The 12,118-nt window shown below is 47.5% G+C and carries 10 protein-coding genes; 1 reads left to right on the top strand and 9 read right to left on the bottom strand.

All coding sequences use genetic code 11. The features are described 5' to 3' along the window. Positions 1 to 16 precede the first annotated feature (16 nt). From C1A11_RS13415 to C1A11_RS13370, 9 genes are all read right to left on the bottom strand, one after another. The gene (locus tag C1A11_RS13415; protein ID WP_102050947.1) at positions 17 to 325 is read right to left on the bottom strand and encodes a hypothetical protein; all 309 of its coding nucleotides are present in this window, start codon (positions 323 to 325) and stop codon (positions 17 to 19) included. 279 nt (positions 326 to 604) lie between these two features. Then, positions 605 to 1,504, bottom strand: coding sequence for a hypothetical protein (locus C1A11_RS13410; protein WP_102050946.1), 900 nt, complete (start codon positions 1,502 to 1,504; stop codon positions 605 to 607). A 698-nt stretch (positions 1,505 to 2,202) separates the two neighbouring features. Beyond that, positions 2,203 to 3,729, bottom strand: coding sequence for a catalase (locus C1A11_RS13400; RefSeq protein ID WP_341458155.1), 1,527 nt, complete (start codon positions 3,727 to 3,729; stop codon positions 2,203 to 2,205). Positions 3,730 to 3,830: 101 nt separating this feature from the next. Then, positions 3,831 to 4,757 (bottom strand): AEC family transporter, encoded by a 927-nt coding sequence (locus C1A11_RS13395; RefSeq protein WP_242965946.1) that lies wholly within the window; start codon positions 4,755 to 4,757, stop codon positions 3,831 to 3,833. 77 nt (positions 4,758 to 4,834) lie between these two features. Then, complete coding sequence (lsrF, locus tag C1A11_RS13390) at positions 4,835 to 5,713, bottom strand: 3-hydroxy-5-phosphonooxypentane-2,4-dione thiolase (RefSeq protein ID WP_102050944.1); 879 nt, start codon at positions 5,711 to 5,713, stop codon at positions 4,835 to 4,837. 169 nt (positions 5,714 to 5,882) lie between these two features. Then, positions 5,883 to 7,019 carry a substrate-binding domain-containing protein gene (locus C1A11_RS13385; RefSeq protein WP_102050943.1) on the bottom strand — a complete coding sequence of 379 codons (1,137 nt, stop codon included), beginning with the start codon at positions 7,017 to 7,019 and terminating at the stop codon, positions 5,883 to 5,885. Between the two features lie 57 nt (positions 7,020 to 7,076). Next, a complete protein-coding gene (locus tag C1A11_RS13380) occupies positions 7,077 to 8,105 on the bottom strand; it encodes an ABC transporter permease (RefSeq protein WP_102050942.1) in 1,029 nt (342 codons plus the stop codon). Then, positions 8,102 to 9,121, bottom strand: coding sequence for an ABC transporter permease (locus C1A11_RS13375; RefSeq protein WP_102050941.1), 1,020 nt, complete (start codon positions 9,119 to 9,121; stop codon positions 8,102 to 8,104). The genes C1A11_RS13380 and C1A11_RS13375 overlap by 4 nt, the downstream gene beginning before the upstream one ends. Further along, positions 9,118 to 10,650, bottom strand: coding sequence for a sugar ABC transporter ATP-binding protein (locus C1A11_RS13370; protein WP_102050940.1), 1,533 nt, complete (start codon positions 10,648 to 10,650; stop codon positions 9,118 to 9,120). Before C1A11_RS13370 ends, C1A11_RS13375 begins: the two co-directional genes overlap by 4 nt. Before the next feature lie 459 nt (positions 10,651 to 11,109). On the opposite strand from C1A11_RS13370, the gene C1A11_RS13365 reads away from it, so the two are divergent. Continuing rightward, positions 11,110 to 12,057, top strand: a complete 948-nt coding sequence (locus C1A11_RS13365; RefSeq protein ID WP_102050939.1) for a sugar-binding transcriptional regulator — start codon at positions 11,110 to 11,112, stop codon at positions 12,055 to 12,057. The last annotated feature ends 61 nt before the right edge of the window (positions 12,058 to 12,118 follow it).

The raw sequence follows: 12,118 nt of genomic DNA, 5'->3' as shown, positions 1-12,118 counted from the left end.
ACTGTATTTCCGCCGGTCAGACGAGCTCTGCGAGAATCGCATCGATCGTTGTGTTCCAGTTTTGCTTTGCCTGCTGCTTAAGGGTCTCGCATTCCTGCGCGGCCTCCGTTTCTGCCTGCTGCATAAGCGCTTGCGCAGCTTGTGCAGCCTTTGCCAGCTGCCGCTCTCCGGCTTGCTTTGCTGCCTGCACTGCATCGTCACAAATAGCGGCCGCTTGCTTTGCTCCGTCTGCGCGCAGCTGAGCGGCCTGCTTGGCGGCAAGGGTCTGGGCTGCATCTGCAGCGGCCTCGGCTTCCCGTACGGCTGCAATATCGTTTTGATTCATCAGATATCTCCTTTCCTAGGTTGGGCGCGGGCAGGCTCACCCGCAAAATTAGGTCATAGCTTTATCATAGGCGATTTATTCCACAAAATCAATTGTTTATTTCCAGAATCTAAACAACTTTTAGGAATTATATACAAACACAACTTCTTGAAGCCATCTATTTTTTATAAAAGCCTCTGCTGTATTTTGTCATTTGTGCAGACTTGTCCACATTTATAAAGATATTGCGGAGAAGTCTTCTCACTGGCACATTGCAGCTGTCAATCAACCTTCAGCATATTACGGCCTGGGGCTGTTGCTTTCCGGCACGCTTTGCCGCAAGAATACTTCAGGGTCAAAACCGTACATCTGCACTATCTCTAGCCTGTCACTAATACAAAGGTCCAGCGGTGTCACAATCCTCCCCTCATCCGAATCAAGATCCACCCCAAAATGCTGCCAGGCGTACCAAACCAAATAAGCACACTGCAGCCCAAAAAACTGGCTTTCTTGCGATGCTGCTTTTTCATGAAAAATACCTGCTGTAAGGCGGTATGGCACATCATGCAGCACTTCCATACCGTAATCGGCTACCTCTTGCCTTTCTTCTGGAGATGCATCCTTCACCCGCAAAACTGCATAGTTTGCAAACTGTCGCCAGCTGTCGATGCTGCTTGTTTCTGAATTTTGCCCCAGCACCCGGCTTTCCAGTGTCGTTTCGGCATCCACCACCAGCCCGGCATGGCCATGTTTCCACCCAAACGAATGCGTGCTGAGTGAAACGATAATATCGCCCGGCTCGGCCGCTATAATAGGCGGCGCTCGCATGGGTTCCCCACTTTCCGTGGTCATAACATCCTCGCGAGTAAACCAGCCGAGCATGGGTTCGCATTGAATATAGCGCTGCGCAAAAAATAAATCTTGATAATGCAAAATCTGCTGCACGCCTTCTTCTCCTTGCGCTTTCAATAAATTCACAGCACTTTTGCCCAGCCCCGTCTGGCGCATCAGCAAATCGTAATCTTCCGGCTTTAAGGTTTTCTCGCTTAAAACAGGGTCCAATTCTTCTTTCGTATACTGGGGTGTAAAAAATCCATTTTTGTGCGCTACCACCGCTTGTGAAAACAAGACCCAAACAATCAGTGCTACCACAACCAGTGTGGCGCAGGACGCGATTAACCCCCAATTTTGCCTTTTCACATGTTCCCCTTCTTTACAGCGCAGCACATTGCTCCTATGATGGCGCATTTTGAGCCAGATAAACCACCTTTGACAGATTGGCAAACACTTTCTGCAAATTAAGCTGCCGCATACGCCAACTTTTCTTCTCTTACCTTTAAATAAAAATAAAACCGGGTGAAAACTCACCCGGTAAAAATGCGGCTCAGCGCCCAAATTGGCAGAGCGGCAGCCGCGGTGCATAAGAAAACCGCTGACGCCATTAGTATGCCACTTGCAATCCACATCAACCATATTACACCCCAAACGTGGTGCCTCTGCCACAGTGCCTCTTTCGGTCTGCGTGACCGGTCTACAACTTTTTGAAACTGAACCATATCCCTTCCCCCTTTGCACTTTCAGTTTAGTCCAACCAAAATAAAAACGGGAAAAGGATTTTTGCAGTTTGGATTAAGGCTGTATTAGCAGACACTAAAAGCAAACTTGTCCTCTTTTGCACAGAAGCATTTATACGTTAAGTTTATTTGCTTCATCAAAATACAAATTCAAAGCTTTTTCTTCTTGTTACTCTGTTTTTCTTGGATTTTGCTAATATTCATCTCTTTTTTCTGTTGATATCCAACTCTTCTCCATTTTAAAAATTCAGTGCTAACGCGTAAGTTTTCCACAAAAATCACCTCGCCGGTGGAAAACGGCGGGGTGATTTATCTGGTTAAAATTTATCCGTGACTGCAGCAGTCTAAATGGGTTGCCTCAATCAGTTCATCATTGCTCAATTTACTATAAGCCAAAGCTTTAGACCATTTCAGCCCCGCTGCCGCTACAAACATTCTGCCATACTCTTCGTCGGCAAGGATGCAGTGTGCGGCATGCCGGTATTGAATGCGGCAATCTACGGAACCGATACTGCGCATCGTGTTGGCAATCAGTCTGCTCTTTTCGCCCGCGCTCATGCTGCGGAACAACTCACCCGCCTGGCGGAAATTATTGTCTGTCGGATCTTCTTTCGGGTCAAACCGCCACATTGCACCTTTGATGCAAACCGGTGGCTCTGCGGTGTCGGGTTGAGCCTGCCACTCTCCGCAACTGTTAGGGGTATAGGCGACAGTTGCGCCATAGTTGCCATCGGTACGCATCATGCCGTCGCGGTGCTGGTCGTGCACCCGCACCTGGGCACTGTTGACGGGGATAAGGTTGTGGTTCACGCCCAGGCGATAGCGCTGGGCATCACCATAGGCAAACAGTCTGCCTTGCAGCAGCTTATCCGGCGAAAAGCCGATGCCCGGAACCACATGCGCCGGAGAGAAAGCAGCCTGCTCTACCTCAGCAAAATAGTTCTCCGGGTTGCGGTTGAGTTCCAGTTCGCCGACTTCATGCAGCGGAAACTCTTTCGTGCTCCATTTTTTTGTAATATCAAACGGATTTTCATAATGGTGCAACGCTTCTTCTTCGGTCATAATCTGAAAATACATCGTCCAGCGCGGAAAATCGCCCTGAGCGATGGCATTGTACAAATCCCGGCCATGGCTTTCCCGGTCCTTGCCAATCAGCGCTTGGGCCTCTTCATCCGTCAGGTTCTTAATGCCCTGTTGGGTCAGCATATGGAACTTGCACCACACGCGGTGGTTGTCTTTGTCATAAAGGCTAAAGGTATGGCTGCCGAAGCCGTCCATATGGCGATAGCTGGCAGGAATTCCTTTATCGCTCATAACGATTGTAATCTGGTGCATGGCTTCCGGCAAAATGGTCCAAAAATCCCAGTTATTCTGCGCGTCGCGCAGGTTGGTTTTAGGGTCGCGTTTTACTGCTCGGTTTAAGCCGGGGAAGTTTTGCGCATCGCGCAAGAAGAAAACCGGGGTGTTGTTGCCAACCAAATCCCAGTTGCCATCACGGGTGTAAAACTTGCAGGCAAAACCACGAATGTCACGCTCGGCATCAGCCGCACCGCGCTCACCTGCCACAGTAGAAAACCGCACAAAAACATCGGTTTTTTCGCCGGGCTCAAACACCTTTGCTTTTGTCCAGCAACGCACATCGTGGGTAACGGTAAATGTGCCATATGCCCCACTGCCTTTCGCATGCATCCGTCGCTCTGGGATTACTTCACGGTTAAAGTGCGCCATTTTTTCAAGCAGCCATACATCCTGTAATGCCGCCGGGCCGCGGGGGCCGATGGTTAGCGTATTTTCGTTGTCGGCCACGGGCGCGCCGACTTCGTTTGTCAATCTAGGGTCTGGCATATTCATAAGATAAGCCTCCTTTTTGTGTTAAAAGCGCAAATGCGCCTTTGGTTCATCTTATGAATCTTCGATTTATGCTGTGTCGTTTTTGCTCGATTTTTCTGTTTTTAAAGGAGGTAGTATACTGAAATACAACTAAACAGAAGTACACACACCAGCGTTTGCACCGAAAGCGTGGTAGAAATATATTCTCCATCCTTTCCTACCCGCGCAAACAACGGAATAATAAAAGGCGCTGGCAGCGAGTAAAGAATCATGAGTGCTATTTGCAATTGCTTATCGAAAGGGAAAATAGAAAAAATCACAACGCTGGTCACCAAAAGCAGACCTGCCATCATCAATAAGCGGCAAAGCACTGTTTTTATAACCGGCCCCAAAAGTTGCTTTTGCAATTTCAGCTCATAACCTACCACTATAAGCACTAAGGCTCCAGTGGGTACTTTTATCATTTCAATCACTGCACGTAGCATCGCGCCGCCTGCTGTTGATTCTAATACACAAGTAGTTCCTAAAGCCCCCAGCAAAACTCCCGCTGACATTCCTATAAAACATGGGTTGAAAATCATATTGCGCACTAAGCCGCCCGCACTCGCCGCAGCTCCCTCCTCCTTTTTTAGCGTCGCTAAAAATATGGTGTATGCAAAAATGGTTTGTCCCAAATCTACTGTTGCGAAGCCGCTTTGTTTACCTGTAAGTACACCAAATAAAGCATATCCAAGCATTCCTCCTTCTGCACTGGAGAGTAAAAACGGCATAAACTTTTGGTAGGGCTGAGCAATCCGCCTGATGCCATAGCCCACTGCCAATGCCGCACCAAATCCACAGTAAACAACAAAAAACACTGCTAAGGCGCGCCATTCATATTGTGCACGAAAAAATGCATCAAATAAAACAACTGGCAAACAGATCCGACTAATCACACTTTTTAGACCTTCCAGGCCTCGCTCGTCAAAAAAACTTTTTTTACGGCACCAAAAACCGATGCCCAACATTGCAAGAACCGGTACCACCATGTTTGCTACCTGCTGTATCATTTGCCGCTTCCCCCTACACTTACAAAAAGAGGCAGACCCTATGTCTGCCTCTTTTCCGTTTTATTGCGATGTCCTATTTAGTGAGTTTCGTCTTCAAAGAATTCCCAGGCTTCTTTTGCCGTCATTCCTTCATGCACAATCTTGTTTACGGCTTTTGCCATTTCGATGGGGTACTGGCTTTGGAAGATATTCCGTCCCATATCTACACCGTGAGCACCTTTACGAATAACATCGTAAGCAAGCTCGAGTGCTTCTTTTTCTGGCAATTTTTTGCCGCCAGCTACCACGATGGGCACCGGGCAGGCTGCAACAACCTCTTCAAAATTTTCGCAGTCATAGGTTTTCACAATTTGGCAGCCCATCTCTGCAATAATACGGGTGGCGAGCTTAAAGAAACGGTCCGTGCGTTCCATCTCTTTGCCAACAGCACAAACGCCTAACGTAGGGATGCTGTAACGCATACCGGCATTGATGACCTGGCTAAGATTATCAATGCTCGAAAGCTGGCCTTTTGCACCAATGAAGGTTTGCACTGCCATGCAGTCTGCATTCATACGGATTGCATCCTCAATATCTACCGCAACCACTTCGTGGCTGAGGTCGTCCTGCAACATCGAAGAGCCGGAGGTGACACGCAGCGCCACAGATTTGGTCAGCTCAGGAGCGACACAGGTACGAATTGCACCACGGGTACCCATGAAGCAATCCACATACGGTGCCAGCTGCGGAATTAAGAGATCCAAGCGCTCTAGACCGGCGGCAGAGCCCATGAAATAGCCATGGTCAAATGCAAACATCACAGTGTTTCCGCTTTTAGGGTTAAAAATATTAGACATGTGTTTTTTCATGCCCCAATCCAGGCTGTTTGCTCCTTTCAGATAAAAACCATTCTGGTTAGCAAACGGTGTTTCTACATGGTAATCTTTTGCGACCTTCAGGCCCTCTAAATCTGCCATATGTATTTCCTCCTTATGGATAATAAGTTTCAGCAAATTGGTGCAAGCTGCCACACTTTGCGCCTAAGCGGACAACATCCTTATCCGCTTAGGCGCAAAGTAGAGCGGGTAATTGCCCGGCCTACTTTGCTGGGTATCGTTAAGAGAAAGAATCCTTAGAGATGAGAAACTAGAAGTTATAGTCGTTCATGTTCTCAGCAGTGTAAACGGTGTCTTCGGGCAGAAGTACAACGCCGTTGTTGGTATCAGCAGTTGCTGCACCCGCGCTGATGGAATCATTCGGAAGAACTTCGCAATCGCCAATGCCGGGGATGCTGATGACATCGCCAACTTTTACAGTGTTGCCGGCTGCAAGGTATGCTGCAACATAGCAGCCCATGCCGCCCTGTACGCCGCAATCCCACAGGCCCCAGTTATACAGGGTGCCGTTGTTGCAGTATTCTTTGATTGCGTTGGGAGAAGCAAAACCGGTAATAGTAACTTTAGATTTGTCATAGCCTTTGTTCTCAGCAGCCTGCAACTGGCCGGGCAGTGCGGTAGAGTCGTTGCAGATAACGAGATCAATGTCGGGGTAAGCTTCGAGAACTGCCTCGCCGACGGTGATTGCTTTCTCAGCATCCTGCTCAGAGTAGTAGTTGTCGGGGTTTACGTTTTTCCAGTTCGGATAGTTTTCAGCAATGTATTTCTCGCCTGCAACCTGCCAGGAGTTCTGGTCGGTTACAGTTGCCTGAGAGTAGTGCCAGCAGTAGGTAACTTCGTCTTTTGCAGGGTCAACGCCGCGGTCTTTCAAACCTGCTACAGACATATCAACCAACATTTTGCCAAGAACTTCCGGAGTGCCCTGAGAAACCATGAGGCCACGGTCTTCGGGGTTAGCGTCAGAGTCCCAGGTGCAAACAGTAATGCCTGCATCGGTTGCGTTTTTCAGTGCGTCAGAAACACCTGCCGCGTCAACAGTAGAAATGCAGATAGCGTCTACACCCGCAGCAACTGCCTGGTTGATGACAGCCACCTGTGCAGAAACAGAGGCAGTTGCATCGCCCATGTAATCAATGGTGATGCCCCAGTCTTTTGCATATTTCTGTGCGCCGTTGTTGGCAGCCTCAAAAAATGCATTGCCGGTCAGTTTCGGAATAAAGGCAACTGTTTTGCCTTCGATGGATTTGATGCCAGTGGAGCTTGCGCCGGATTCCGCGGCACTAGAAGCGGGTGTGCTGGCAGCAGGTGCGCTGGAGCTCGAACTACCGCAGGCAGCCAATGACATAGCCATGCAGAGTGCCATAGCAAGTGCGAAAACTTTTTTCATGGTACATACCTCCTAAAATTTATACCCGGGGGGGAATTCCCCGAATAAACGATAAAATTATTTCGACGACACTGCTTTTTTCTTTTCGTGCCGTAATCTACTCAACTTTGCCGTAACTGCGGGATTACTCGCCACCGCACGGCCAACAACTACCACGATGAGCAGCACGCCGATGGGAATATCGAGATACTGGGTATTGACCTTGAAGCAAAGCGGCATACCAAACCGCAAAAGTCCGATGATGAGTGCTGCCAGCGCAGTTCCAATCACGCTGCCTTTACCGCCGGTGGAAAGCGTACCGCCCAGCACCACTGCAGTAATGATGTTCATTGTCAACCCGCTGCCAAGGTCTGATTTTGCGGTGCCGAGATATGCAGTAAGTACAACACCTGCAATCGCAGCACTAACTGCACTTAAAATGTAGGTGGACATTTTAACAAGCCGGCTGTTGATGCCGGAATATTCTGCCGCATTGGCATTGACACCAACCAAAAAGATGCTGCGTCCATATTTGGTTTTGTGCAGCAACAGATAGGCGATGACTATCATACCAAGGTAGATAACAATTTGAAACGGCACTACACCAAATACTTTATACTTCGCAATCCATTTAAACGAATCTGGAAATCCGCTGATTCCCTGGTAACTTTCAGTGCTGGACAGCGTTGAAATAAGCAATGCAAGACCGGCATACAAGAAACTGCCGCCAAGCGTAACCACCATTGCCTGTACGCGACAATAAGCGATAAAGAAACCGGAAAGTGCACCGCAAAGCGCAGCCAACAGGATAGCGAAAATCACAGCCACGCCAGGGCTCATACCAAAATCCTGCCAAAGAACACCGATGGTAATTGACGTCAAGCCGATGATAGACGGAACCTGAATATCGATGCCGCCCGTAATCATAACAAAGGTCACGAACAGCGAAACCATGCAAATTGCGATATAGTCATTGACACTATTAAAAAGCAGCGCCGGGCGAAGAAATTTTGGGTTTTTGCTGCCAAAGATTAAAAATTCTGTAGCCAGCAACACCACAAGAAACATATTCCAACTGAATTTCGGTTTGTTCTTCAAGTTTTTCATAACCGGACGCCCCCTTTGACTTCTTCAGCCACCGACGTTCTGGCAGCAAGCCGCGCGCGGCGATTTTTCTCCGCAGTACGGTGCTGCATCAGTGCATCTGCCACAACAATGGTAATTAAGATGACACCGGTGATTGCGTTATCATAGTTGGACGAGAACCCCATAAAGACAAGTAGATAGCTGATAGAAGCCATAATCACTGCACCAATTGCAGCGCCGATTACGGTCCCAACACCACCGGTCAGGCTGATGCCACCAAGTACGCAGGCTGCAACCGCTTTCATGTCATAGCCGCTGCCGCTGGTAGAGGTAACAAAGCCGATTCGGCTGCAGAAGATAATGCCTGCAAGGGCACTCATCAGTCCGCATATAACATACGCGGTAACTTTGGTGCGGGTTGCCGGGATGCCAACTAAAGTCGCGCCACTTGCGTTGTCGCCAACTGCAATAAAATAACGGCCCCGACGGGTGCGGGTAAGTAGCAGGTGGATCGAAACTACAAGCAGTACGGCACAGCAATAGTAAACAGTAAACTGTCCAATCATCGTAACCGAAGAGAAATCTTTAAAATCTTTGGGCAGGTTTTCCACCCAGGCACCGCCAGCATAAATGTACATCATGCCGCGCAGAATGCCGTTGGTACCCAGCGTGAAAATAAGTGACGGCACCTTCATCACTGCGACACCCCAGCCGTTAATTAAGCCAACAATGGCACCGATAATGAGGCCCATGGTAAATGCAAAAATCCAGTTTGCACCGTCGCGCAGCAGGCTGCCTACGACAGTTGCCACAAAGCCTAAAGTGGAACCTACCGAAACATCAATTTCGCCAACAAAAATCGCAAATGCCATGCCGACCGCTACCAAGGTATAAACAACGGACGAGTTAAAGCAGGCACTGATACTGCTGACAGAAAAAAACTTTGGATTTATAAGACCAACAATCACGAACAGCGCAGCCAGAAACAGAAAGCTGGTTACTTCGCGCGCTCGCAATACTTTTTTCAAATTGCTCATGCCTGCGCCTCCTGTTCACAAGTTACACCAAAAGCGGCAGCCATCAGGTTATCCTGTGTAATCTGTTCTTTTCCAAATTCTCCGTTAATTGTGCCTTGGCATACGGTAACCGCACGGTCTGCTAGCTCTACAATCTCTTCCATATCGCTTGAAATAAGTAAAATAGAAACGCCTTGTTCTCGCAGGTCATGAATAATGCTGTATACATCGCCGCGAGCCGCTGCGTCAATTCCGCGTGTCGGCTCGTCCAAAATGATAATTTTGGGTTGAGTGGAAAGGCTGCGCGCAATCACAATCTTTTGCTGATTGCCGCCGGAAAGGCTGCCAGCCAACTGGTCTTGACCTGTTACTTTAGTGCGGAAATTATCCACATATTGTTGGGTAACGGTGTGCTCGCACTTTTTGTTTAAAAAGCAGTTGCCCATTTCTTTATCTTTTAGCAGTGCGCTTGTGGTATTTGCGGCAACGTCGCAAATTTTAAACAGACCGTTGAGATGTCTGTCTTCCGGCACATAGTTTAGCCCTGCCTTGATGACAGCACGGGTCGAGAGACCTGTAATATCTTTGCCGCCTAAAATGGCTTTGCCGCCCAGAACTTTATCCATCCCAAAGATAGTGGTGGCCATTTCGGTACGTCCGGCACCTACTACGCCCGCAACGCCCAATATCTCACCAGGATAAACTTTAAGATTCATATGAGAAAAACCATAGCCGCTGTAATTTTGCAGTTCAAATATCGGCTCGGCCGTATAATCTACTTTAGTATAAGGTTTGCCGCTGTGGTCGACCGCCTCTTCCATGTTCGGCGGCAACAAGCCTTTAACCAGCATCTCGCGGGTAAAATCGCTTGCCGCCCCGCTAAGGGTTACAACACCATCACGCAAAATCGCAACATCGGTAGCAATCTCAAAAACCTCTGCCAAGCGGTGAGTAATATAAATGATGCCGATTTGCTTTGCACGCAGGTCATTGACACATTTAAAAAGACTTTCTACTTCGTCGAAAGTTAAGGCACTCGTTGGCTCATCTAAAATTAGCATCTGCGCGTGGCGCAGCAAGCCACGCAAAATTTCAACAAGCTGCTGCTCTGCGATGGAAAGGCTGCTTGCTTTGCGGTTAAGGTCAAGATGCCAGCCAATCTCGTTCATGGTGTCTACGAGTTCTTTATGTAATTCAGACTTGCTCTTTTCAAACCCGATGACGATGTTTTCTTCCACCGTCATATTCGGAAAAAGCAACGGCTCCTGTGGAACCATATAAATTCCCTTGGACAGTGCCACCGACGGCTTTGTGAGCCGCACTTCCTCACCGTTGATTTCGATTGTGCCTTCGTCTTGCTGGTAAATACCCATGATGATTTTCATCAACGTGCTTTTGCCAGCACCGTTGCCGCCGATTAAAGCAACCACCTCGCCAGGATAAACCGCAAGGTCAATACCTTTTAAAACGGCATTCAGGCTAAAGGATTTATGTATCCCTTTTACAGCAACCAGCGGCACAGGGTTTATGGAACGTTCTGCTTGTGCCATTGAGGACCCTCCATCCGAAAGATTTGTAAGCAGCAAGTTTAAAACATTTGTTGCTTTGCCGAATTTTTATCCGCAGCTTCATCATAGTAGATTTAAAATCATTTGTCAATTGATAAATCATTATTTTCGCATTTTCTTTGCAACAAATTACCCTATTTTTCTTTCCATCAAATACATTTTTTATATAAAACAGCTTAAAATTTGTTTAAATTGAGTATAAAGCTACCTTTAGTTTCGTGCGAAATACATAAAAAAGATTACAATCTCAGATACGTTTGACAGATTGTTTTTTGACTGCTATACTAAGTATATCTTAAACAAATGATTTTTAGTCAAACATTTGTTTAAGATTATAACAAAAGATCGCTTCTGACAAAAGTGTACATTTTTCTATGCTGGATACATTTGTAACCGTATTCCAAGCTTCTATTACATTCTTATTTTATGGAGGATACCCCTATGGACCGTGACAACTCTCGTGATTACGAAGAGGCTCTAATTGTTAAAACCGCTTGGTATTACTATTTAGAAAACATGACCCAGCAAAAAATTTCTGAACTGCTCGGCATTTCTCGTATGAGAGTGATTAAATTACTTGAGAAAGCCCGGCAAACCGGAGTGATACAGTTTAAAATTCGTGAAGACAGCGCTTCTCGCATGGAGCTGGAACGTCGCCTTGCCGAAGCTTATCAATTAAAGGATACTTTCGTGGTTCCCACCAGCCCCGAAGCGGACAGTGTTAACGAAAGTATCGCACGGGCTGCCGCCATGTATATTAGCGATCGGCTTTCTGAAAACAGCTTTATTAATATGGGCTACGGGGACACTCCCAGCCGCATTTTAAACAACCTCGCCACTATGACCGAGCGGCCTATTTCTTGTGTTTCTCTAACAGGTGGTGTCAACTACTACCTTCCCAATACGCAATCCAACATCTTTAATGCAAAGCTTTATTTGATTCCCACTCCACTGCTGGCAGCCAGCAAAGAGGTGGTAGCTGCAATGCGGCAAGAAGATGCCGTGAAAGAGATTTCGCGTATGGCCCAGCTTTCGTCGATGACCGTGATTGGTATTGGTTCCATGACAGATGAGGCGACCATTTTAAAATCCAACATTCTTACCAAAAACGATTTCCTATATCTGCAGATGCAAGGTGCAGTGGGCGATGTGCTGAGCCATTTTATCGATCGCGACGGCAACCTCGTGAATGCAGAAATCGAGGACCGGCTCATCAGCACTTCGCTGGAAACATTGCGTCAGCTAAAAAACGTCATCGGCGTTGCCGCCGGCCGCTCAAAAGTCGAGGCAATTCGTGCTGCTCTGCGCGGCGGATATCTGGACGTCTTAATTACCGATGAAGATACCGCTTTGCGACTGTTGGAAACACCCCCAGCTACAGGTGAATAATCCCCCCTTTTCGTTTTATGTTGCAGAAAATTCTGATTACCTATCATAAAGGAGCATGATA

It is taken from the genome of Pygmaiobacter massiliensis, assembly GCF_900199435.1.
GTDB lineage: Bacteria > Bacillota > Clostridia > Oscillospirales > Ruminococcaceae > Pygmaiobacter > Pygmaiobacter massiliensis.
The sequence above is the reverse complement of the archived record's forward strand: the minus strand, read 5'-3'. Positions and strand labels throughout refer to the sequence as shown.

Excerpts from the sequence above, each read along its gene's own strand:
- C1A11_RS13415 (WP_102050947.1), bottom strand. The coding sequence starts at position 325 with ATGAATCAAAACGATATTGCAGCCGTACGGGAAGCCGAGGCCGCTGCA.
- C1A11_RS13400 (WP_341458155.1), bottom strand. The coding sequence starts at position 3,729 with ATGAATATGCCAGACCCTAGATTGACAAACGAAGTCGGCGCGCCCGTG.
- C1A11_RS13395 (WP_242965946.1), bottom strand. The coding sequence starts at position 4,757 with ATGATACAGCAGGTAGCAAACATGGTGGTACCGGTTCTTGCAATGTTG.
- lsrF (WP_102050944.1), bottom strand. The coding sequence starts at position 5,713 with ATGGCAGATTTAGAGGGCCTGAAGGTCGCAAAAGATTACCATGTAGAA.
- C1A11_RS13385 (WP_102050943.1), bottom strand. The coding sequence starts at position 7,019 with ATGAAAAAAGTTTTCGCACTTGCTATGGCACTCTGCATGGCTATGTCA.
- C1A11_RS13380 (WP_102050942.1), bottom strand. The coding sequence starts at position 8,105 with ATGAAAAACTTGAAGAACAAACCGAAATTCAGTTGGAATATGTTTCTT.
- C1A11_RS13375 (WP_102050941.1), bottom strand. The coding sequence starts at position 9,121 with ATGAGCAATTTGAAAAAAGTATTGCGAGCGCGCGAAGTAACCAGCTTT.
- C1A11_RS13370 (WP_102050940.1), bottom strand. The coding sequence starts at position 10,650 with ATGGCACAAGCAGAACGTTCCATAAACCCTGTGCCGCTGGTTGCTGTA.
- C1A11_RS13365 (WP_102050939.1), top strand. The coding sequence starts at position 11,110 with ATGGACCGTGACAACTCTCGTGATTACGAAGAGGCTCTAATTGTTAAA.